This window comes from Streptosporangium sp. NPDC004631 (assembly GCF_053601935.1).
On record NZ_JBSGCR010000034.1, the window covers coordinates 1 to 22381 of the forward strand.

Below are 22381 nucleotides of genomic sequence, written 5' to 3' on the forward strand. Positions count from 1 at the left end.
ACCCACCACCACATCCGTGCCACGCCCCAACCGCCGACGCCCCTCATCCAACATCGCGTAGGTCTTCCCAACACCAGGCGCCGCACCCAGATAGATGCGCAACCGCCCGCGCGTCCTGTTCATCGCCGCTCACCACTCCCGTCCGGTTTCCCGGGCTCCGCTCACTCACTCCCGGCCGAGGGCCGGATTGAGCCGACCGTAACGGTGAGGACCGTGGCCGGGAGCGTTCGGGACGCCGTCCCTCATCTCCGCTCCTCAACTGGACCCGCGCTTTTGGATCTGCGCGTTTCCAGCCACCGGGTGGTGCCCTCTATGCAAGGAAATCGTGAGGTTTGGGGGTTTTTGCACACCTTGACGGGTTCCATACGTTGCCAAAACGATTATTGACGCGGTCCATACACGGCTCTCCGACACACCCGATTCCCGGCGACAGCCGTCGCGGCAGCCGGACACGTGACCGCGATGCCGGCAGACACCCACTTCCGGGACGGTTGCCGGGGCACCGGATGCCACGGAAACCCTGATGGCCGTCCCGTGCCGGGCGGACGTCAGCGGCCCGGCAGGGCGTCAACCACGGGGCCCGCGAGCCGGAAATTCAGTTGACGGGGGATTTACCCTTAACGGGTCCTTACCCCGGCCGGTGTCTATGTCAACTGAAAAATATAAGGAGCGTGCTGCCTGCTGATGCCCCCCGATACCGCCGCCCCAGCGCGAGAACCCGGTACTGATCGGCCCCCGAACACGCGCCGCGCCAGGACGAACTCCCTGTGGAGAATGAAATCCTACCTGCGCCCCTACACCACACGCATGTCCCTCATCTGGTTGCCGTCCCTCGCCGGAGTCGGGATCGGCATCGTCATCCCGCTGATCGGCAGAGAGATCATCGACGGCCCCGTCGCCCGCGGCGACACCGGCGCCCTGTTCCCCCTCGCGCTGCTCGCCCTGGCTCTGGGCGTGATCGAGGCGCTGTTCGTGCTTCTGCGCCGGTGGCTGCTGGCCGCCGCCGTCCTGGGCCTGGAGACCAGGATCCGCGACGACCTCTACCGGCATCTCCAGCGGCTGCCGATGAGCTTCCACGACGCCTGGCAGTCCGGCCAGCTGCTGTCCCGCGCGACGACCGACCTGTCCACGATCCGGCGGTTCCTCGGCTTCGGCCTGCTCTTCCTCGTCCTGATCAGCGTCCAGATCGTGACGGTGACCGGGCTGCTGCTGCACATGTACTGGCCGCTCGGCCTGCTGGTCGCCGCCTCGGCGCTGCCCGTCGTCCTCACCACGCTCCGTTTCGAGCGGGGCTACATCGACGTCTCCCGTCAGGTGCAGGACCAGCAGGGCGACCTCGCCACCCTCATCGAGGAGTCCGCGGCCGGCATCCGCACGATCAAGGCGTTCGGCCGGGGCGGGCACGTCTCCGCCCTCTTCGACGAGGGGGCCGGGAAGGTCCACCGGACCTCGATGGAGAAGGTGCGGCTGTCGGCCCGGTTCTTCACCTTCCTTGAGGTGATCCCCAACGTCACCCTCGCCGTGGTGCTGCTGCTCGGCGCGCTCGCGGCCGGCTCGGGATGGGTGACGCTGGGCACGCTGGTGGCCTTCACCACCCTGATGCTGCAGCTGGTGTGGCCGGTCTCGGCACTCGGTTTCATCCTGGTGATGGGCCAGGAGGCGATGACCGCGGCCGACCGTGTGATGGAGGTGCTCGACACCGAACCGGAGATCATCGGGGGCGTGGACGTGATCGAGCGGCCACGCGGGCACCTCCGCTTCGAAGGCGTGGGGTTCCGCTTCCCCGGCGCGGCCGAGCCGGTGCTCCGCGACATCTGGCTGGAGGTACGGCCGGGCGAGACAGTCGCGATCGTCGGCGCGACGGGCTCCGGCAAGACCACCCTGACCGCCCTCGTCCCCCGGCTCCACGAGGTGAGCACGGGCCGGATCACCATCGACGGCCAGGACGTACGGGACCTGTCGTTGCCCGCGCTCCGCTCGGTGGTGGCCACCGCCTTCGAGGAGCCGATCCTGTTCTCCATGAGCGTCCGGGAGAACCTCACACTCGGACGGCACGACGCCACCGAGGAGGAGATGGAGGAGGCGCTGGAGATCGCCCAGGCGGGGTTCGTCCACGAGCTGCCCTGGGGACTGGAGACCAGGATCGGCGAGCAGGGCATGTCCCTGTCGGGCGGCCAGCGCCAGCGCCTCGCCCTGGCCCGCGCGGTCCTCAGCCGGCCGAAGGTCCTCGTCCTCGACGACACCCTCTCGGCCCTGGACGTCGAGACCGAGGCCCTGGTGGAGGAGGCGCTGCGCCTCGTGCTGCGGGACGCCACCGGGATCGTGGTCGCCCACCGGGCATCCACCGTGCTGCTCGCCGACCGGGTGGCCCTGCTGATGGACGGCACGATCGCCCGGGTCGGGCGCCACCACGAACTGCTGGCGAACGTGCCGGAGTACCGCGCGCTGCTCTCGGCGGGCATGGACGACCAGGAGGCGCCACGATGAGCGGTGACGACGGACGGAACTGGCGCGGCGTCGCCACCGAGGAGCGGGACGAGCTGCCGGAGCGGGTGTCGTTCCTGCTCCGCACCCGCTCCCGGCGCCTGCTCATCGAGCTGCTGCGACCGTACCGGCGGGAGATCACCCTGCTCGTCGCGGTCATAGTGATCAGCAACGCGGCCTCGCTCGCCATCCCCTTCCTGATCAAAGTGGGCATCGACTCCGGTATCCCGCCGATGAGCTCGGGCCGGGGACCGGCCATCCTGGTCACGGTGGTCGTGGCGATCCTGGCCGCGGCGGCGATCCAAGCGGGGACCCGGCGGGTGTTCCTCACAATGGCCGGCCGCATCGGCCAGGACGTTCTGCTTGAGCTGCGGCGACGGGTCTTCGGCCACTTCCAGCGGCTCTCGCTCTCCTTCCACGACGGCTACACCTCGGGCCGGGTCGTCTCCCGGCTCACCTCCGACATCGAGGCCATCTCCGAGATGCTGCAGTCGGGGTTCGACGGCCTCGTCACGGCCGTGCTGACGCTGACCGGCACCGCCGTCCTGCTGCTCGTCCTGGACGTCAAGCTGGGCCTGGTCGCCCTGCTGCCACTGCCGATCCTGCTGCTGTTCACCGGCTGGTTCCGGCGGCGGTCGAGCATCGCCTACCGCAGGACCCGGGAGACCGTGGCGCTGGTGATCGTCCACTTCGTCGAGTCGATGACCGGTATCCGGGCGGTTCAGGCGTTCCGCAGGGAGCCGCGCAACCAGGAGATCTTCTCCCGGCTCAACGCCGACTACCGGGACGCCAACGTACGGAGCATGCACCTGATCGCGATCTTCATGCCGGGTGTCAAGCTGATCGGGAACGTCACGATCGCCGCCGTCCTGCTCTACGGCGGATGGCTGGCCGTCGGAGGCGACGTCACCGTCGGCGTGCTCGCCGCCTTCCTGCTCTACCTGCGCCAGTTCTACGAGCCGATGCAGGAGATCTCGCAGTTCTACAACACCTTCCAGTCCGCGGGGGCGGCGCTGGAGAAGCTCTCCGGCGTACTGGAGGAGAGGCCGGCCGTGGCCGAGCCGCGCGTCCCCGTACCGCTGGAACGGCCGCGCGGGCACCTGCGGTTCGAGGCGGTGAGGTTCTCCTACCTGGACGGCACCCCCGTCCTGCCCCGGCTGGACCTGACGATCCCCGCGGGGCAGAGCGTGGCGGTGGTCGGCACCACCGGAGCGGGGAAGACCACGTTGGCCAAGCTGATCGCCAGGTTCTACGACCCGGTGGCCGGGCGGGTACTGCTGGACGGGGTCGACCTGCGCGAGCTGGGCGAGGAGTCGCTACGCGCCGCGGTGGTCCTGGTGACGCAGGAGAACTTCCTGTTCACCGGCTCGGTCGCCGACAACATCAGGTTCGGCCGGCCGGCCTCGACCCTGGCCGAGGTCGTCGAGGCCGCCCGCTCCATCGGTGCCCACGACTTCATCTCGGCGCTCCCCCAGGGATACGACACCCCGGTCGGCAAGCACGGCGGCCGACTGTCGGCCGGGCAGCGGCAGCTCGTGGCGTTCGCCCGGGCCTTCCTCGCCGACCCCGCGGTGCTGATCCTCGACGAGGCGACCTCCAGCCTGGACGTCCCCGGTGAGCGGCTGGTACAGCAGGCCATGCGCACGATCCTGGCGGACCGGACCGCTGTGATCATCGCGCACCGGCTGTCGACCGTCGAGATCGCCGGCCGGGTGCTCGTGATGGACGGCGGCAGAATCGTGGAGGACGGGCCGCCCGAGAGGCTCATCGCGGGAGCGGGCCGCTTCGCCGGCCTGCACCGGGCCTGGCTCGACAGCGTCTCCGACCTGCCGAGCGTTCCCGACTAGCCTCGTTTTCCGCCCGTGCGTCATCGTCGCGGGTCAGGCGCTATGACGCCCCCGCATGCGTGCCCGGCGGGAAGGCGGGGCTTGATCCCGGCGCCCGCAACTGGCATTTTCAACTGTGGACGACCATCGGAAAGGGAATATGGTCATGACAATACTGAAGAGAAATGTCGGTATGTGGATCAGAAGGTTTAATCCGGGTGACGGGGCCCGAACCCGGCTGATCTGTTTTCCGCACGCCGGCGGATCGGCGAGTTTCTACTCCCCGCTCTTCAGGACCATGCCCCCGACGGTGGACGTGGCGGGAATCCAGTATCCAGGGCGCCAGGACAGGTGGCACGAGAGACTTATCGACGACGTCGACGAGCTGGCGGACCGGATCGCCGTCGAGTTGGAGCCGTGGACGAACCTGCCGATCGCGCTGTTCGGCCACAGCCTGGGCGCGACCATCGCCTTCGAGGTCGCCAGGCGGCTGGAACGCGACGGGACCGCGCCGGTGGCCCTCTTCGCCTCCGGCCGTCGCGCGCCCTCCCGGCACCGGAACGAGCGTGTGCATCTGGGCAGCGATCGCGACCTGCTGGCCCAGGTCAAGAGGTTGCACGGCACGGACGGGCAGGTTCTGGAGAACGAGGAGATCGTTCGCATGATCATGCCCGCGCTGCGCAGCGACTACCGGGCCTCCGAGACCTACCGGTACCGCCCGGGCCCCAGGCTGAACTGCCCGATCCTCGCCCTGGCCGGCGACGACGACACGGTGGCGACCGTCGAGGAGGTGAACGCCTGGGGCGAGCACACGACCGCCCCCTTTGAGCTGCGGGTTTTCCCCGGTGGTCATTTCTTCCTCACCGCGCACGCCGCCGCGGTGCGGGACCTGGTCTCCCAACGGCTCTCCGACGACTGAGGCGGCGGAAGAGGCGACGGAAAGCTCGCCACGGCACCCCGGACGGGCGTTCTCCCAGGGCTTTCCCGCGCGTGCCCGCCCTCTGGAAATCCCGGCTCCGTCGCGCACCGTACGGCTCACCAGAAAAATCCACCCTATAAATGCCATTAAGGGCAGAAATATCGTGTCCCACCACCTCGCCGGGAAAACGCGGACAGAGTGCGGGCCCGGACCGCACGGGGGGATGAAGCCCCGGAGTTCGGGAGGTCTTCCGGCCGTCCTGCGCCCTCTCGGGGAAATCCCGTGAAATCCTGGTCCTGTGGGGAGCCGCCGGGTGAATCCGTCACCCGGCGGCTCCGACTGTTTGAGCGGCAGCCGTCCCAGAAAGGCGAAGATCGCGAAATGAAGATACTTGTCACCGGCGGGGCCGGATTCATCGGCTCCCACTACGTCCGGACCCTGGCGCACCGGGGCGGCCCGGCCATCACGGTCCTCGACAAACTCACCTACGCCGGCAACCTCGCCAACCTCGACCCGGCCCGAGGCCGCTTCACCTTCGTCCAGGGCGACATCTGCGACACCGCCCTGGTCGCCGAACTCGTCGCCGAGCACGACGAGGTGGTCCACTTCGCCGCCGAGTCGCACGTCGACCGGTCCATCGAGAACGCCGCCGAATTCGTCAGGACCAACGTGACCGGCACCCAGACTCTGCTGGACGCGGCGGTCCGCAGCGGACTGAAGTCGTTCGTGCACGTCTCGACCGACGAGGTGTACGGCTCCATCGCGGTCGGCTCGTGGCCGGAGACCGACCCGCTGCGGCCCAACTCCCCCTACGCGGCGTCGAAGGCCGCCGGCGACCTGCTCGCGCTCGCCTACCACCGCACCCACGGCCTGGACGTGCGGGTGACCCGCTGCTCCAACAACTACGGGCACCACCACTTCCCCGAGAAGGTCATCCCGCTGTTCATCACCAACCTGCTCGACGGGAAGAAGGTCCCGCTCTACGGCGACGGGCTCAACGTCCGCGACTGGCTGCACATCGACGACCACGTGCGGGGCATCGAGCTGGTGCGTACAGCGGGCCGTCCCGGCGAGGTCTACAACATCGGGGGCGGTACCGAGCTGAGCAACAAGGAGCTGACCGCCCTGCTGCTGACCGCCTGCGGCGCGGACTGGGACATGGTCGACTTCGTCGAGGACCGCAAGGGCCACGACCGCCGCTACTCGGTCGACTGCACCAAGATCTGCACGGAGCTCGGCTATCTTCCCGGCAAGGATTTCGCGACCGGCCTGGCCGAGACCGTCGCCTGGTACAGGGAGAACCGCTCCTGGTGGGAGCCGCTCAGGGAACGGGCGGCCCTGGGCGTCGGCTGACAGTGATGACGGAGGTGAGCGCCGCCCGGTGGGATCCGCCCCATCGGCTGACCGGCCACGGTGTCCTCAACGGGATCCGCCGGTCCTGACCGGGAGGCGCTCACCCGCGCTCCCCGGACGCGGCGTCCGGGGAGCGCCCTTGCCATCCTGCCCCTTGGACCGCTCGTCTCACTCGCACCCGTCCCTGGCCTCCCGCTTGTCCTCGGCCTTGTCCTCGGCCTGCTCCCGCTTGTCCTCGGCCTTCTCTTCGGCCCTCTCCCTCTCGTTCTCAGCGCGGTCGTCGGCGTCGTCGGCGTCGTCGTCCCACCGGTCCTCGGCCTTGTCCTCGGCCTGCTCCCGCTTGTCCTCAGCCTTGTCCTCGGCCCTCTCCCGCTTGTCCTCAGCGCGGTCGTCGGCGTCGTCGGCGTCGTCGTCGTCCCACTCGCACTTGTCGTCGCCGGTGTTCCCCGCCTTGCCGTCCGGGCTCCCGGTCTGCCGGCCGGGGTCGTCCTGGATGGCGCTGCTGCTCGCCTTGGTCTCGAAGAGGGGCGGGGCGACGAAGATCGTGCCGGCCGGGCGGGGCTCGTTGTCGTCCTGGGCGGCGAAGGCGACGCCTCCGCTCACGGCGAGCGCGGCGACCGCGAGTCCCGCGAAAGTGATCAGGGGCTTGCGCATCTGGATTCTCCCTTGTGGCTTCCGGCGTTATCCGGGGATTTTTACGGTGTCCCCTTGAGAGTGCCGTGCCGGGCAATAGCAAAATGATGCGACTTTCCTAATAAATGGTTAAGGCAGCGGCGGGCCGAATTCCAGGGTGATTTCGGCCCCTCCGGACGGCGACCCGCCGGCCCTCAGGCCGCCCCCGGAGCCCTCGGCGGTACGGCGGGCGATGTCCAGGCCGAGCCCGGTGGACGACCCGCCACTCGTCCCCCTGGCGACCGGGGCCGGATGCGCGAACCCGGGTCCCTCGTCGGCGATCACCAGGCGGGCGCCGCCTCCGGGGCGCGGCGTCAGCTCCACGGTGAAGGGCGTGCCGTCGGGAGTGTGGGCGAAGACGTTCTCCAGCAGCAGGTCGACACAGGCCGCCAGATCCTGCGCGCTCACCCTGACGGGGAGCGGGTCGGGGGTGAGCCCGCGCCGTACCGGCCGGTCCTGGTCCTCGGCCAGCGCCGACCAGAAGGTGACCCGCTCGGCGACCACCTCGGCGGCGTCGCAGCGCGCCACCCCCTTCCGGTCGAACCGGCGAGCCTCCCTGATCACCTGGGTGACCATGCGCTCGACGGTGTCGACGGCATCCCTCACCCGTCCGGCCTCGTCCCTGTCACCCAGGGACTCGACCTCCAACCGGAGCGCGGTGACCGGGGTGCGGAGCTGATGGGAGAGGTCGGCGACGGCCTCGCGTTCGCGGGCGAGCAGCTCACGGATGCGCGTCGCGAGCTGGTTGAGGGCGGTGCCGACGTCGCGGATCTCCGATGGGCCCGCCGGGTCGACGCGCGCGTCCAGATCCCCGTCCGCCAACCGGCGGGAGACGCCGGCGACCTGCCGGACCGGCTGGATCAGGGAGCGGGCGAGCCTGTCGGCGACGACGACGCTCACGGCGAGCAGGGCCAGCCCGATCAGGCCGAGCACGAGCCAGGCGCGTCCGACCCCCTGCCTGAGCCTTTCGGTGCCGACGAACGTGCGGATGACCGCGGTTCCGCCGGTTCCGCGCTGGACCGCCACGAGGATCTCCCTGCCCCCCGGCGTTTCCACGGTGATGCTGCGCCCACGTGTGGCCAGTTCCACCGAGGGGCCGCGTGGGGCGGGGGAGCCGAGAAGCGTGCCGTCCGGCAGGAAGACGGTGATCGGCGTCCCGGTGGACTCGCCGGCCTGCCGTACCGTGGCGCCGAGGGTGGCTTGGTCGCCGAGGGCGACCACGGGGACCAGAGCCTGCGCTCCGGCGGTGGCCCCGGCGGTGGCCCGCTCGGCGGCGACCGTGCTCACCAGCATGGCCAGCGGCACCAGGAACGCGACGAGGACCAGCGAGGTGGTCGCCATCGCCAGGAGGGCGAGCCGCCGCCTCATCCGGTGCTCCTCATCCGATTCACCCCGTCCGTCTCACGGGCCCGGATCGACGAGTTTGACGCCGACCCCGTGGACGGTCTGCAGGTAGCGGGGCCGCTGGGCGCTCTCCCCCAGCTTGCGGCGGAGCCAGGACAGGTGCACGTCGACGGTCTTGTCCGCGCCGCCGTACGCCATTCGCCAGACCTCGGTGAGCAGTTCCCGCCTGGTGACGACCTGCCCGGCCCGGACCGCGAGATAGTGCAGCAGGTCGAACTCCTTGGGCGTGAGACCCAGGAGGACCCCGTCGAGGGTCGCCTCGCGTGCCGCCGGTTCGACACGGAGGCCGCCGACCGCCACGGGGGGCATGCCGTTGTCGGCCTCCCTGCCCCGGCGGAGCACGGCCCTGATCCGGGCGTCCAGCTGGGCACCGCCGAACGGTTTGACCACGTAGTCGTCGGCCCCGGCGTCCAGCGCCCGGACGATCTCCCGCTCGTCGTCACGCGCGGTCGCCACGATGACCGGAACGGTGCTGACGGCTCGCAGCATCCGCAGCACCTCGCAGCCGTCCAGGTCGGGCAGGCCGAGATCGAGAACGACGAGGTCGGGCCGGTCCTCCACCGCCCGGGTGAGTCCCTGCATGCCCGCGGAGGCGGAGGTCACGGCATGCCCGCGCTCGGTCAGCGCGCGGATCAGCGCGGACCGGACCAGGGGGTCGTCCTCGACGAGCAGAAGATGCGCCACCGTGACCTACCCCTCCACCGAAAGCCTCGATTAACAGCACAACATAAAAAAATGTACTTTATAGATTGATGGTTCTAGAAGTTGGATGTTCATTTGATGAATCGACGCGCACTGCTCGGCCTCGGGAGCTGGCTCACCGCGGCGGCCCTCACCGTGGTCGCCGGCACCTGGGCGGTGTCCTTGATCGGTGCCGACCTCACCGGCCAGGAGGTCAGGGTCATGACGTCGGGCGAGGTCGAGCGCGTGCTGGCCGGCGCGAGCGGCGGCCCCGTCGCCCAGCCTCCGGCCTCCCTCCCGCCGGGCGCGGCCGTCAGGAGCTTCTCCTATCCCGAGGGTTCCCTGATGGCCACATGCGAGGCGGGCCGGGCCTCCCTGTTCTCGTGGAGTCCCGCCCAGGGGTACGGCGTCGACGAGGTCGAAAGCGGTCCCGCGCCCATCACCTCGATCGAGTTCGAGTCCGACGACCACCGGATCGTGGTGGAGGTCACCTGCCCGTACGGGACGCCCAGCGCGACGATCCGCCCCGACGACGATCACGAGTCCGACTGAGATCGTCTCGGGCCCGGCTCATCCGGACGGCGTCCGGCCCGGCACCGTCTCCGCGCCGGGACCGGCCCGGTACGCGACGGCTCAGGCCCCGGCGTGCGGCGGCCCCGGCCGGGCCGGCGAGGAGATCTCTTCGGCGGGCAGCCAGGTGGCACGGTGCGCCGCGGGAGAGCCGCCCGGGAGGCTGACCGCGGCGGACGGCCCGGCGGCCAGGTCGAGCGCGTCGAACACCAGCAGCTCGGCGCGCCGGTGGGCGTCGTCGTGCGCGAGGGCCAGGATCCAGCCGTCGCCCTCGGTGTCCCGCTGTCCACCGGGCACGCCACGGGCCGGCCGCGGCACGAAGACGGGAGGGTCGACCCTCCGCCCCCCGCCGAGCTCGTAGGTGTGGGTACGGCCCGCCACGAGATCGTGGCGGACCAGGACCGCCCCGCGTGGCCGGTCGTGAGAGCCGAACACGTGACGGTGCCTGCGACCGCAGACCCGCTCGTCCACCAGTGCCGTCTGGTGGGCCGCGCTCAGCGGTCGCTCGCGGACGGCGCCACCGGCCAGGTCGAATGTCAGGCGGCGCAGGTGCGGCGGCGCGGGCACGGGGGTGGCGTCGAAGGCCCTCGGGTGCCACACCGCGTCCAGGACGACCCGGTCGTCCTCGTCGTAGGCGTTCACCGCCCGGGAGATGTGGCAGGGGCCGATCCGGAACCAGCGCGGCTCCGCCGTACCGTGCCGGGGGAGAAGACCGACGCGCGCGGGCCTGCCCGGCTGCCAGGTGTAGGGGAGACGCGCGCCGACCAGGGCCACCGCGTGGCGGTAGACCACGGGCAGGTCGAACACGACGACGTACCGCTCGGTGAGCGCGACCGCGTGCATGAGGGGTGCGCCGCCAAGGGCGAACGGCCGGGCCCGCACCACGGTGCCTCCGGGGCGGGCGACCAGGTGCTCGGCCTGTCCCAGGCCCGGATGGCCGGCGACCGTGTGCCACCACCCGGTCGCCGGGTCGCGGATCGGGCGGGCCAGCGTGACATGGCCGCAGAGGTGACCGGGGGCCCGCGGAGCCGGCGTGCCGTCGGCGTCGGCGGCACCGTGGGCGGCGCCGTCGGCGAACCGGAGCGAGGGGGCCAGGGCCGGGACCGGCCCGAGCGGGGTGTCGCCTCGCGCCACCGCCGTGGCGCGGTGCCTGCGGGCGGCGCCCGCGCCCAGCCTGACGCCCGAGAGGACGAGCCCGCCACCGGCCCGGCCCGCTCCCGCCGGATGAGGGAAGGTCTGGAGGAGGCACCCGTCCAGGTCCGCGGGGAGCGCGCCCTCGATCGGCAGACGTTCCTCCTGCGCCCATCGGGCGATCGCCGGGGAGGCGAGTGCCGTTACCGGACCGGGTGCGCGAGCTGGGGCAGCCATGCCGATCGCCTCCTCGGGGCGAGGCCGGTAAATACCATAACAGCGTTGTGGATAAAACATATCGCTGTTATGCAATACTGTCAAGATGAGTCCTCGTCGGGCCGACCCCACGATCCGGCCGGTGCTGGTTGACATCGCCGCCCGGCTGCTGGCCGAGGAGGGCCCCCAGGCCCTTTCCACCCGGCGGCTCGCCACCGAGGCGGACAGCTCGACGATGGCGGTCTACACCCACTTCGGCGGGATGAGCGGACTGGTGCGCGAGATGGTGCGCGAGGGGTTCGCCCGCCTGCATCACCACCTCACCCGCGTACGCCGGACCGGCGACCCGGTCGCCGACATGGCCCTGCTCGGCAGGGCGTACCGGTACAACGCGCTGGCCAACCCGCACCTGTACGCGGTGATGTTCGGCGGATCCTCACTGGCCGGGTTCTCCCTCACGGAGGAGGACCGCCGGCACGGGCGCTACACCCTGGGCAACGCCGTGGAGTGCGCGACCCGGTGTTTCGCGGCGGGCCGGTTCCGGGCCGGCGACGCCGAGCTCGTCGCGCACCTGATGTGGAGCGCGATCCACGGGCTGGTCGCCCTCGAACTGGGCGGCTACCTGATCGCCCCCTACGACGCCGACCGGTGCTTCGAGGCGCAGCTCGTCGGCCTGATGGTCAGCTCCGGCGACACCCTGGAGGCCGCCACCGGCTCGGTGGCGGCCTCCAGGGGCCGGATGCGCGACGAGGTCGAGGCCGTGCGGACGGAACCGGCCGCGGGCGGGTGACGCCGGCCGCCGCCCCGGCGGCCCACAGGCGTGCCCCGGTCTGGTGGCCGCCCAGCCGGGAGCGGCCGGCGAGGCTCCCCCGGCCGGCGGTCAGAGCGGCATGTTGCCGTGCTTGCGCCGGGGCGGCGTCTGACGCTTGTTCCGCAGCATGGCCAGCCCTCGCGCGATCGCGGACCGTGTCTGCGCCGGGTCGATCACGTCGTCGACCAGTCCCCGCTCCGCCGCGTAGTGCGGGTGCATGAGCTGCTCGGCGTACTCGGCGACCAGGTCCGACCTGAGCCCCTCGGGGTCGGCGGCGGCGGCCAGCTCCTTGCGGAAGACGACGTTCACCGCGCCCTCGGCGCCCATCACCGCGATCTCGTTCGTCGGCCACGCCAGCGACAGGTCACTGCCGATGGAACGGGAGTCCATCACGATGTACGCCCCGCCGTACGCCTTGCGCAGAATGACCTGGATGCGGGGCACGGTCGCCTCGCAGTAGGCGTACAGCAGCTTGGCCCCGTGCCGGATGACGCCCGCGTGCTCCTGCTCGGTGCCGGGCAGAAAGCCCGGCACGTCGACCAGCGTCACCAGCGGGATGCCGAAGGCATCGCAGAACCGCACGAACCGTGCCGCCTTCTGCGCCGCGACGGCGTCCAGCACACCGGCGAGCACCATGGGCTGGTTGCCGACCACGCCGACCACCTCGCCGTCGACGCGGGCCAGCACGCAGATCACGTTGGGCGCCCAGCCCTCGTGCACCTCAAGGAACTCCTCGTCGTCGACCAGTTCGGCGACGACCGACCGCATGTCGTAGGGCTTGTTCGGCTCGACCGGCACGATCTCGGCGAGCCGGGGCCGGTGGTCCATGGCCGCCTGGCGCGACGGCGCGCTGGGCGGCGGATCCAGGTTGTTGCTGGGGAGCAGCGAGATGAGGTGGCGCACGTCCTCAAGGGCGCTCTCCTCGTCGTCGTGGACGAAGGTCGCCACCCCGGACAGCCTGCCGTGAACCTCGGCTCCGCCGAGGTCCTCGTGGCTGACGCGCTGCCCGCTGACCGCCTCGACGACGTCCGGCCCGGTCAGATACATCTTCGCGGTGTCGCGGACCATGAAGGTGAAGTCGGCCAGGGCCGGCGAGTAGGCCGCCCCACCGGCGCAGGGGCCGAGCACCACGCTGATCTGCGGTATCACCCCCGAGGCCTCGACGTTGCGGCGGAATATCCCGCCGTATCCGTCGAGGGCCATCACCCCCTCCTGGATCCGGGCGCCTCCGCTGTCGTTGAGCCCGATGAGCGGAGACCCGGTGGCGATCGCCAGGTCCATCACCTTGTGGATCTTCGACGCGTGCGCCTGGCCGAGCGATCCGCCGAAGACGGTGAAGTCCTGGGCGTAGACGAACACCCGGCGACCGTCGACGGTGCCGGATCCGGCGATCACGCCGTCGGTGTGCGGGCGGTGCTCGCCGATCTTGAGGCCGTGGGCCTGGTGACGGCGGTACATGTCGATCTCGGTGAACGACCCCTCGTCCAGCAGCAGGTCCAGCCGTTCCCGCGCCGTGCGCTTGCCGAGCGCCCGCTGCCGGTCCACCGCGCCCCGGGAACCGGCGGCGATCCGGCCGCGCAGCCCGCTGTGCCGCTCCCGCAGGAGGTCCATCGTCCGCACCGCCCCCGGCGGCGGGTCCCGCGGGGGACGTCCGTTCACATGGCCGGAACCGTCTGCGGGGTCGGAGGGGTCACCGTCGGCGTGCCCCCCGGCCTCCGTCGCTGGCCTGGCGGAGGCGTCGGGCGCGGGGTCCGCGAGGTCCGGGATCGGGGGGGCGGTGTCCGGCACGGGGGGCCGCCGGTCGATCAGCTCGCTCATGGTGACGTCTCCGGTCATCGCGCCGTCACCGGCGACGGGTCCGCGGCGGCCGTACCCGCCTGCCGGGCCGGCAGGTGGCCGTTCCGGCACAGCAGGCGCACGGTGTCCCCCCGGGTCTCGGCGACGGGTATCGGGGCGGCGCCGAACGGGGCCGGGGCACGGCCCACCCCGGACGGCTCGCGCACGAGCGGACGGACCCGGCGGCCCGCCCGCACGGACGCCGCGACCGAGTACGCACCGGCGAACCCGGTACCGCCTGTCACGCTCACCGGCATCAGAAATACCTCGCTCATGGGCGGAGTCATTAGGCGTTTCGCATCAAGCGTGCACGAACGGAGATCCCTCTGTCTTCTCCAATTGTGCTTTTACCCGACCGGAGTTACCCTCCATCGGGGGGCGAATCCGACAATCCAGCAATCCGGAGGAAGGACACGGTGAATTCGGGTTGCCACGGTTGGCGGCGGCGTGACAGTAATCTCCATTACGGACATTCAGCGATGCAGCTCAATTCGAGAGCGGAGGTTTCCGCATGGTGTCTGAGGCGGCTTCGGCGGGTCGCTTTCCCGGCGGGATGGCGACCGTCAACGGGTCCCGTCACCGGACCGGCCTGAACATCTTCCTGCTGATCGTGCTGGCCCACTGGGCCGAGCACGTGGTGCAGGCCGTGCAGATATACGCCCTGGGCTGGCCGGTGCCCAAGGCCCGGGGCGTGCTCGGACTGCCCTTCCCGTGGCTGGTGACGTCCGAGTGGATGCACTACGGCTACGCACTGATCATGCTCATCGGGTTCATCCTGCTCAGGAAGGGTTTCACCGGCCGGGCCCGTACCTGGTGGAACATCGCGCTGGGCATCCAGGTCTGGCATCACCTGGAGCACCTGCTGCTGCTCCTGCAGGCGCTCACCGGCAACCACCTGCTGGGCAGGCCGGTGCCGACGAGCATCATCCAGCTCCTGGTCCCCCGCGTCGAACTGCACCTGTTCTACAACGCGATCGTCTTCGCGCCCATGGTGGTGGCGATGATCCTCCACCGCCGCCCCACCGCGTCCGAGCGCGCGATCATGAGATGCACCTGCGCACCGGCGCCCGCCTGACGGGAACGCGCCCGCGCGGCGGGGCGCCCCCGTGCCCGCCGGCCCCGTCCGCCTCACTTAGGGGCGGACCGAAATTCACGGAAACACTCCCGCTCACGTCTCCCGCCGGATATCGGCGGCAGGCACATCGGTCCGGGCCGCGTTAACGGCCCGGACCGTCGCGCGTTCTCGGCGTCTCCGTCGCGCGGCACCTCGACTTTGGGCGTTCGGGCTCTGAAACCCGACCGGGAAATTGACATGAGAATTTCTCACGAGTAGCGAAAGAATGGCCGTTTCCCCGGCACTACGCCGGGGTGTCCACCGGCCCCTCCGCCATCCGGCCGCCCAGCCGCCTGGCCGCGGCGAAGGCCGCCCACGAGGTGAGCTCGATCAGGGTCGCGTCGTCCGGGCCGCCGGCCCGGAACGCCCGAACCTCGGACGGGCCGACCTGGTACGAGGCCAGGGCCGTCAGCAGGGCCAGCCGTCCGGCCGGACGATCGGCGGCGGGCAGGCCCGACACGGCGTCCTCGGCCCATGCCCGGCCGAGACCGGCGGGGCGGCCGTCCCAGGCCGCCAGCCGGGTCGCGACAAGGTCGCGTACGGCCTCGGGCACCGAGTGACGGCCCGCCGCCTCGACGGCCTGTGCCGTACGGGCGAAGGCACCGGCCACGCCCGGCGCGCCGGCCGCCCAGGACAGGTCGGCGGGCAGCGGCGCCGCGGGCAGCAGGTCCAGCGAGGCGCCCGGCGCCCGTCCCCCGCGGGCCGCGGGCCGCATGAACCGGCCGAGCGCCCGCATGAGGCCGCCACGTGCCGCGGCGGGCACGCGCGGCGGAAGGGGGGTGTCGTCCAGAAACACATTGACCATGCGGTTGAGATAGTGAAAGGTGACCGCCACGCCCACGAACTCCGCGGTCTGCCCGGCCGGGAACGGCCTCCCCCGTCCGGCGGCCTCCCCCCGCGTCCCCCCCGTCCGCGCCCACGCGGTGATCGGCGCGAGGCGCCCCGCGGCCTCCCTCCCCCCGATCAGGCCGCGCAGCGTGGCACCGTGCACCTCCGCGCAGTAGGGGCAGGCGTTGCCGAGCGACACCCCGGCCGCGACCGCCTCCCTGGCGGGGCGGCCGGCCGGCCCGCCGGCCAGGAGCGTCTCCCGCAGCATCATCCAGCAGGCCGCCAGGAGCGCCGGTGCGGGCGAGTGGAGGGCGACGGGCGGCGCGAGCATGCCGAACTCCCGCTCGCACCGCGCGTAGACCTCGGCGACCGGTCCCCGCGCGGCGTCCGGCCGTACCGGGGAGACGTGGCGGATCCGGCCGAGTGACCTCCGCAGCGCCGCCCGGACAAGCGTCCCGCCCATCGCGTGCCCCCTCACTCGGCTACCTGCGCACCAGGCCGGGCACGAACGGCAGAGCCCCGCGCCGTCCGCTCGTGGCTCCGTCCGGTGACGGCGCCCCGTAGACGACCTCCACACCCCGCTCCCGCGCGGCCCCCACGATGGCCGGGATCGCGCGTTCGGCCAGCGCGGCGATGGTCAGCGCCGGGTTGACCGTCAGCGCCCCCGGCACGGCCGAGCCGTCGGTGACGAAGATGCCCGGATGGCCGCGCAGCTCGTGACGGTCGTCAAGCGCCGAGGTGCTCGGATCGTCGCCGATGCGGCAGGAGGCCAGCGGGTGCACGGTGTAGGCGCCCACCACGTCGTTGGTCCACGGCATCACCCGGGACAGCCCGTCGCGCTCCATGATGTCCCGCACGTCGGCGTCGGCCTGCGCCCAGCCGCGCAGCGTGTTCGCGGTCGGCCGGTACCGGATCGGGCCGCGCCCGAGCATCTGCTGGGAGATGCGTACCGCGTTGCCGGAGGGCGGGGGTGGCCCGAAGACCCCCTCGTTGTCGTCCTCGCTCATGGTGAAGATGGTGAGCCACGACTGCCAGCGCCGTAGGAGCTCCTTCTTCTCCGCGCCGAACCAGGTGGGACCGGTCGCGTCGGGCACCTGCGCGAGGATGGTGCCGAAGCCGGGCGGGAAGTAGAGCTGCTCCAGCGAGTAGCGGGAGTACTCGGGCAGCGAGCCGTCCAGGCGGTCCCAGCTCGCCACGCACGGCCCCTTGCCGATCTGGGACGCCTCGTAGGCCGCTCCCCCGCCGCGGGTCAGCCCGAGCAGGTCGCGTACCCGGTCCTCGTTGAGGATCGCGGTGTTGAGCCGTTCACCGTTGCCGGAGAAGTATCTGCCCACGGCGGTCGGCATGGCGCCCAGGGCGGCCGCCGAGCGCTGGAGGATCACCGGGGTGGCTCCGGCGCCGGCCGCCAGTACAACGATCTTGGCGTCGATCGTCCCGCTCCCGGTCTGCACCCGGTAGTCCTCGTCGTCGACGACGCCGTAGTGCACCCGGTAGCCGCCGTCGCCGGTGCGGGACAGGTGCTGCACCTCGTGCATCGGCCGGATCTGCGCCCCGTGCGCGACGGCCGCGGGCAGGTAGTTGAAGAGCAGGGAGCGTTTGGCGTCGAACCGGCAGCCGGACATCATCCAGTTGCAGTTCGTGCACTTGTCGCCGTCGATGGCCACCGGCACCGGGTTGGCCGTGCGCCCGGCGTGCGCGCACGCCGCCGCGAACAGCCCGCCCGAGTAGGTGACCGAGTCCCAGTCCTGCCTGGTCACCGGGAGCGCCTCGGCCACCCGGTCGTACCAGGGGTCCAGGATGTCGCGGGTGATGGCCGCGGGCCACATCCGCCTGCCGATGTTCCCCCGGCGCTCGAAGACGAACCGCGGCGCGCGGGGCATCGCGGCGAAGTACACGACGCTGCCGCCGCCGACGCAGTTGCCTCCGAGCAGGCTCATGCCGTCGCCCAGCACGAAGTCGAAGATCCGCGTGTAGGACGACCCGAGCTTGAAGTCGTGGTCGAAGTCCTCCCCCCGCAACCACGGCCCGCGTTCGAGCACCACGACCCGGGCGCCGCCGGCCGCGAGGTGGTAGGCCGCGATCGCGCCGCCGAAACCGCTGCCGACCACGAGGACGTCCGTGGTCTCCCCGGCGCTCATGCGGGGCTCCCCGTCGAGGTCGTACCCGGGTGGAGGCCGGCCAGCCTCCGCCCGTAGGAGTAGTCGGGGAAGCGCCACAGGCCGTCGGCGTCCGGCTTGGCGAAGCCCATCGCCGCCAGACCTGGGTGACCGGCGGCGATGGCGTCCAGGGTGTGCATGTGGGCGGCGGTGTCGAAGGCCATGTTGCTGAACAGGGCGACGCTGACCCAGAGCTCCCGCTCCGGGTGGCCGGGAGCGGTGAGTATCCCCACCAGGGCGGTGCGGTGGGAGAACGACAGGGCGACGAACGGCGGCGGGGTGGTGTCGAGGTCGAGCCCGCACTGGGCGGCGTAGCTCCGCGCGTGCTCGTTCAGCAGCCGGGCGAAGTCGCCCAGCGCGGGGGCCAGCCCGGTCGCGGGCGTCTCCAGCAGTTCGACGGCGCCGGCCACCACCGCGCCGCCGCCCGTCACGGCGCCGGCGATCGCCTGGTCGTCCGGTGAGCGCTTCTCACCGGGGACGATCGTGTCCGCGAACGCCTCCAGCGTCATCGTCCTGGCCTGCTCTTCGTCTGGGATACCCGGTTGCACCGGCGTTTCCTCCTGTCGGCGAGGGAGTACGGCTTGTGCCGCCGAGAAGTCGTCGCGTCGACCGAACCCTCGTTTCACAGACGGGATCCGGCGGCGGGTGGGGCCGGCACGACCCTCGCCCGGCGAGATCTGTGAGCATCTGTGAGCAAATGAACTCACATATCAAATTCGGTTCCGGTCGGCTCCATCGTCCGAGTGTGGTCATGGGTTGCGCATCTTCTGAATTGCCGTCCTGTCAACCCTCTTTCCATGCCGTTTTTAGCAGCGCACTAATACCCTATTAATGACACTCACAACCTAGAGTAGCAGCTCAGACACGGGGAGCACACATTGCTAGCACAGTTGACAGCTGTCAGATGTTGATTTAGAAATATTGATGCCGATCATTTCATTAGCCGCTCGACAGGGATAAAAAAACCCGTGCGGCGGCAAATCCACACGGCCAAGAATCACACCGGGGCAAAAGGGCGATTTAATGAATATCTTTCACGTCGTTCATGTGGATGAATTTTCAACAAATGGAGAGGTGCAGTGGAAGAGGCTCTTGAGAAAGCTGTCAGGCGGGTTATCGAGACCATGCGCGAACACCTCGGCGACGAGCTCACCATCGACGACATGGCCCGCACCGCCATGTTCAGCAAGTTTCATTTCTCCCGGGTGTTCCGGCAGGTCACCGGTATCTCCCCCGGACGGTTCCTGTCGGCGCTACGGCTACAGGAGGCCAAGCGGCTCCTGCTTTCGACCTCGTTGAGCGTCGCGGACATCAGCATCCAGGTTGGTTACTCCAGCGTCGGCACCTTCAGTTCCCGTTTCAAAAGCTGCGTGGGGCTCGCACCCACGACATACCGCCGGCACGGTGGTTTCGCCCCGCTGATCTCCACCGGTGACCGGCCCGGCGGCAAGGAGACACGGCCGGCGTCCGTCCAGGGCAGGGTCTGGGCGCCGTCGGCGGAACAGTGCGGCCTCATTTTCGTCGGACTGTTCCCCACCTGCATCCCGCAGGGCCCCCCGGTGCGGTGCGCCGTGCTGCGCCGTCCGGGACCGTATGTGCTGGACGACGTCCCCCAGGGCGCCTGGCATCTGCTGGCGCACTCGGTGGCTCCCGGCAACGAGAAGAGCATCGGCAACCTGGGCCGGGATCAGTCGGTGTACGTCGGCGGCTACGGACCGATCACAGTAAAGCGCGACATCGTGGTGAAACCCGCTGATGTTCAACTACGACCGATAGACACCCTCGACCCTCCCGTTCTGCTCGCCCTGCTCGACGTACGACTGGTGGCGCTCAACTCGGTCGCGAGCTGACCCTGTGACCTGTCGGAGCACGGCCGCAGCCAAAGAGGCCTGCGGCCGTCGTCATCTCACCGGGTGCACCGTCATCGGCAGCCCGCCGCGCATCCGGAGGGAGAGCATGGGCTCGGCGATCGCCTCCCTGCCGGGCACCCCGACCAGCCGGAGGTCCCGCGCGATCATCGCGACCACGAAGACGGCCTCCATCATGCCGAGGCTGTTGCCGACGCAGAACCGGGGCCCCGCGCCGAACGGGATGTAGGCGTACCGGGGACGGGCCGGGGCACGGTCCGGATCGAAGCGCTCGGGGTCGAAGCGCTCGGGGTCCTCCCACAGGCCCGGGTGCCGGTGCAGCGTGTAGGGGCAGATCAGCACGTCGGAGCCGGCCGGCACGTGATAGGCGCCGACCTCGTCGTCCTCCTGGGCCTGGCGCGTCAGGATCCACACGGGCGGGTAGAGCCGCATGGCCTCCTCCACGACCATCGCCGTGTACCTCAGCCGGCGCAGATCCTCATAGACCGGCCGCCGGTCGCCGAGCACCTCGGCCGCCTCGGCGTGCAACCTCGACCAGACCTCCGGGTGCCGGTCGACCAGGTGGAAGGTCCAGCCCAGCGTGCTGGCCGTCGTCTCGTGCCCGGCGAGGAGCAGTGTGATCAGCTCGTCCCTCATCCGCTGCCGGCCGACCCGGCCGTCGCGCTCCCGCCGGGTCGAGACGATCAGACGGGAGAGCACGTCGTCGCCCTCCTCGCCCCGGCGCGCCGTACGCTGGGCCACCAGCCGGTCGACGACCCGTTGCAGATCCCTGCGGGCCCGGCGGAAACGCAGCTGCTTGGGCAGGGGAAGCCACATCGGCACCGCGCCCAGCGTCACCATCTCGAACATCGCCTGATCCTGCACGGCCTCGAACGAGTGCGCCACCGAGCCGAAGGCGCCGAGGTCGGCGTCGAGCAGGGTACGGCCGAGCACGCCGAGGGTGAGCCCGGTCATCTCCTGGAGCACGTCGACCGGCCGACCGTCCCGGTGCGCCCGCAGCCTGTCCACCAGGCCGGCCGCCTCCTCGGCGACGGCCCCCGCCTGCTGGGCGATCCTCCGGTGCTGGAACGCCGGCTGGATCATCCGGCGCTGCTCGCGCCACAGCTCTCCCTCACTGGTCAGCAGCCCGTCGCCGAGGGCTCGGCGGGCCTGGGCCAGGCCGATCCCCTTGTGGTAGTTGGCGCTGTTGTCGGCCAGCACGTGCTTGGCGTGGTCGGGATGGTTGAAGAAGTAGAGCGTCTTGGGCCCGAGGGAGATCCGGACCGCGTCGCCGTACTCCGCCGCGGCCGACGTCATCAGCGCGAGCCGGTCGCGGGTCAGCTTCACGAACAGGCCGAGCGCCGCCCTGCGCGGCGGCCCGGGCGGCACCGGGCCGGTGCCGGGGAGCGGAGACGATCTCGCCGGTACGGCCCCGGCACGTCGTCTGGTCAGGCTCATCGAATACCTCCAGCGTGGAGTCCCCGGGTTCGGGCCCCGGGGGAGGCGCGGCGCCGGGGCGACCCGGCGGTGTGCGGGGCAGGTCAGGCCCTCACCTCACTCCGGTCGGGGATGATCCGGCGGAACCTGCCGTGGAAGAACAGCAGGGCCTCCCGGTCGTCCTGCTGCTCCAGGGAGAGCACCCTGCCGATGAAGATCGTGTGGTCGCCGCCGTCGTGGGTGCGCCACAGCTCGCACTCGAACCTCGCGAGGGTGCCGGTGAGCAACGGCGCGCCGGTGAGGTCGCCGGGCAGCCAGTCGACGGCGTCGAACTGGGCCGGGCCCAGGGTCCGCCATCGGTTGGCGAAACGCCGGGCCACGGACTCCTGGTGGGCGGCCAGCACGGATACCCCGAAGGAGCCGGCGGCGGTGAGGCGGCCGTGCATGACCCCGCTCCGGCCGACGCAGACCAGCACGAGCGGCGGGTCGAGCGAGACCGAGGTGAAGGAGTTCGCGGTCATGGCGTGCGGGGTGCCGCCGCCGACGGTCACCACGGTGACGCCGGTGGCGAACTTCCCGAACGCGCGTCGCATCACTTTCGGGTCCGTCACGTCGCCGGGCGGCTCAGGACTGACGCTCATGCTGCTCTCTCCAGTCGGGCCCGCGCCTAGGACAGGTAGGGTTCGAGGGCACGGGTCAGCGACTCGGGGACCCTGGCGGGGACGGTGCGGCTGTTGGGCCCCCGCATGCACGCCACCCGCTGCCGGCCGCGGGCGATGAGCGTCTCCCGTTCGCCCAGGTCGAGCCGGACGTAGTCGAAGCCGAACTCAAGCTGGGTCTGGGCCAGGTCGATCAGGCGCATCCTGATGGCGAGATCGTCGAAGGCGGTGATCTCGGAGAAGAACTCACAGTCGACCTTCAGGGTGAAGAGTTTCAGGTCGGCCTGGAGCTCGGCGAGCACGTCCGGCGCGCGGAGCTTCAGGAACATCTCCCGGCAACGCCCCTGCCAGCGCAGGTAGTTGACGTAGTAGACGTTGCCCACGATGTTGGTCTCCTCGAAGCCGACCGTGTGCAGATACTCGAAGTAGTTGCCCAT

At 70.8% G+C, this 22381-nt stretch carries 20 protein-coding genes and 1 pseudogene; 8 read left to right on the forward strand and 13 right to left on the reverse strand.

The genetic code is table 11. The annotated features are described in order from the left end of the window. Window positions 1-123, reverse strand: a pseudogene (locus tag ACWEF2_RS26560) (sensor histidine kinase KdpD); the annotation flags it as partial. Window positions 124-774: 651 nt separating this feature from the next. Here ACWEF2_RS26560 and ACWEF2_RS26565 point away from each other — a divergent pair. The 4 genes from ACWEF2_RS26565 (at window position 775) to rfbB (ending at window position 6582) form a co-directional block, all read left to right on the forward strand. Next, complete coding sequence (locus ACWEF2_RS26565) at window positions 775-2487, forward strand: ABC transporter ATP-binding protein (protein ID WP_453819057.1); 1713 nt, start codon at window positions 775-777, stop codon at window positions 2485-2487. Further along, on the forward strand, window positions 2484-4331 hold the full coding sequence (locus ACWEF2_RS26570; RefSeq protein WP_453819058.1) for an ABC transporter ATP-binding protein: 1848 nt from the start codon (window positions 2484-2486) through the stop codon (window positions 4329-4331). The genes ACWEF2_RS26565 and ACWEF2_RS26570 overlap by 4 nt, the downstream gene beginning before the upstream one ends. 145 nt (window positions 4332-4476) lie before the next feature. After that, window positions 4477-5229 (forward strand): thioesterase II family protein, encoded by a 753-nt coding sequence (locus ACWEF2_RS26575; protein ID WP_453819059.1) that lies wholly within the window; start codon window positions 4477-4479, stop codon window positions 5227-5229. A 381-nt stretch (window positions 5230-5610) separates the two neighbouring features. Further along, on the forward strand, window positions 5611-6582 hold the full coding sequence (rfbB, locus tag ACWEF2_RS26580; protein ID WP_453819060.1) for a dTDP-glucose 4,6-dehydratase: 972 nt from the start codon (window positions 5611-5613) through the stop codon (window positions 6580-6582). Window positions 6583-6750: 168 nt separating this feature from the next. On the opposite strand, the gene ACWEF2_RS26585 is transcribed toward rfbB, so the two are convergent. The 3 genes from ACWEF2_RS26585 to ACWEF2_RS26595 all read right to left on the reverse strand — a co-directional run bounded on the left by ACWEF2_RS26585 (window position 6751) and on the right by ACWEF2_RS26595 (window position 9342). Further along, window positions 6751-7236 carry a hypothetical protein gene (locus ACWEF2_RS26585; RefSeq protein ID WP_453819061.1) on the reverse strand — a complete coding sequence of 162 codons (486 nt, stop codon included), beginning with the start codon at window positions 7234-7236 and terminating at the stop codon, window positions 6751-6753. Window positions 7237-7344: 108 nt separating this feature from the next. After that, window positions 7345-8622: a sensor histidine kinase gene (locus ACWEF2_RS26590; protein ID WP_453819062.1), complete on the reverse strand. Its 1278-nt coding sequence runs from the start codon at window positions 8620-8622 to the stop codon at window positions 7345-7347. 33 nt (window positions 8623-8655) lie between these two features. Further along, a complete protein-coding gene (locus ACWEF2_RS26595) occupies window positions 8656-9342 on the reverse strand; it encodes a response regulator transcription factor (protein WP_453819063.1) in 687 nt (228 codons plus the stop codon). Window positions 9343-9438: 96 nt separating this feature from the next. On the opposite strand from ACWEF2_RS26595, the gene ACWEF2_RS26600 reads away from it, so the two are divergent. Beyond that, on the forward strand, window positions 9439-9891 hold the full coding sequence (locus tag ACWEF2_RS26600; RefSeq protein WP_453819064.1) for a hypothetical protein: 453 nt from the start codon (window positions 9439-9441) through the stop codon (window positions 9889-9891). 81 nt (window positions 9892-9972) lie between these two features. Here ACWEF2_RS26600 and ACWEF2_RS26605 read toward each other — a convergent pair whose 3' ends face one another. Then, complete coding sequence (locus tag ACWEF2_RS26605; protein ID WP_453819065.1) at window positions 9973-11277, reverse strand: carotenoid oxygenase family protein; 1305 nt, start codon at window positions 11275-11277, stop codon at window positions 9973-9975. Between the two features lie 85 nt (window positions 11278-11362). On the opposite strand from ACWEF2_RS26605, the gene ACWEF2_RS26610 reads away from it, so the two are divergent. Next, window positions 11363-12046, forward strand: a complete 684-nt coding sequence (locus ACWEF2_RS26610; protein ID WP_453819066.1) for a TetR/AcrR family transcriptional regulator — start codon at window positions 11363-11365, stop codon at window positions 12044-12046. Between the two features lie 90 nt (window positions 12047-12136). Here ACWEF2_RS26610 and ACWEF2_RS26615 read toward each other — a convergent pair whose 3' ends face one another. Together ACWEF2_RS26615 and ACWEF2_RS26620 are read right to left on the reverse strand one after the other, a co-directional pair. Then, window positions 12137-13678, reverse strand: coding sequence for an acyl-CoA carboxylase subunit beta (locus ACWEF2_RS26615; protein WP_453819109.1), 1542 nt, complete (start codon window positions 13676-13678; stop codon window positions 12137-12139). Between the two features lie 221 nt (window positions 13679-13899). Continuing rightward, window positions 13900-14178 carry a hypothetical protein gene (locus ACWEF2_RS26620; protein WP_453819067.1) on the reverse strand — a complete coding sequence of 93 codons (279 nt, stop codon included), beginning with the start codon at window positions 14176-14178 and terminating at the stop codon, window positions 13900-13902. A 236-nt stretch (window positions 14179-14414) separates the two neighbouring features. Between ACWEF2_RS26620 and ACWEF2_RS26625 the strand changes: the two genes are divergently transcribed. After that, on the forward strand, window positions 14415-14978 hold the full coding sequence (locus tag ACWEF2_RS26625) for a hypothetical protein (RefSeq protein ID WP_453819068.1): 564 nt from the start codon (window positions 14415-14417) through the stop codon (window positions 14976-14978). A 283-nt stretch (window positions 14979-15261) separates the two neighbouring features. Here the strand turns inward: ACWEF2_RS26625 and ACWEF2_RS26630 are convergent, their stop codons facing one another. The 3 genes from ACWEF2_RS26630 to ACWEF2_RS26640 are packed head-to-tail and all read right to left on the reverse strand — an operon-like array spanning window position 15262 to window position 18549. Next, entirely contained in the window at window positions 15262-16308 is a 1047-nt protein-coding gene (locus ACWEF2_RS26630) for a carboxymuconolactone decarboxylase family protein (RefSeq protein WP_453819069.1), read from the reverse strand. Between the two features lie 19 nt (window positions 16309-16327). Continuing rightward, on the reverse strand, window positions 16328-17983 hold the full coding sequence (locus ACWEF2_RS26635; protein WP_453819070.1) for a GMC family oxidoreductase N-terminal domain-containing protein: 1656 nt from the start codon (window positions 17981-17983) through the stop codon (window positions 16328-16330). After that, entirely contained in the window at window positions 17980-18549 is a 570-nt protein-coding gene (locus ACWEF2_RS26640) for a DUF5987 family protein (protein ID WP_453819071.1), read from the reverse strand. Before ACWEF2_RS26640 ends, ACWEF2_RS26635 begins: the two co-directional genes overlap by 4 nt. A gap of 531 nt (window positions 18550-19080) precedes the next feature. Between ACWEF2_RS26640 and ACWEF2_RS26645 the strand changes: the two genes are divergently transcribed. Then, window positions 19081-19851 carry a helix-turn-helix domain-containing protein gene (locus ACWEF2_RS26645; protein WP_453819072.1) on the forward strand — a complete coding sequence of 257 codons (771 nt, stop codon included), beginning with the start codon at window positions 19081-19083 and terminating at the stop codon, window positions 19849-19851. Between the two features lie 51 nt (window positions 19852-19902). Here the strand turns inward: ACWEF2_RS26645 and ACWEF2_RS26650 are convergent, their stop codons facing one another. From ACWEF2_RS26650 to ACWEF2_RS26660, 3 genes are all read right to left on the reverse strand, one after another. Further along, window positions 19903-21306, reverse strand: coding sequence for a cytochrome P450 (locus tag ACWEF2_RS26650; RefSeq protein WP_453819073.1), 1404 nt, complete (start codon window positions 21304-21306; stop codon window positions 19903-19905). Window positions 21307-21389: 83 nt separating this feature from the next. Then, the gene (locus ACWEF2_RS26655) at window positions 21390-21926 is read right to left on the reverse strand and encodes a flavin reductase family protein (protein WP_453819074.1); all 537 of its coding nucleotides are present in this window, start codon (window positions 21924-21926) and stop codon (window positions 21390-21392) included. 26 nt (window positions 21927-21952) lie between these two features. Beyond that, window positions 21953-22381, reverse strand: a complete 429-nt coding sequence (locus tag ACWEF2_RS26660; protein ID WP_453819075.1) for an acyl-CoA thioesterase — start codon at window positions 22379-22381, stop codon at window positions 21953-21955.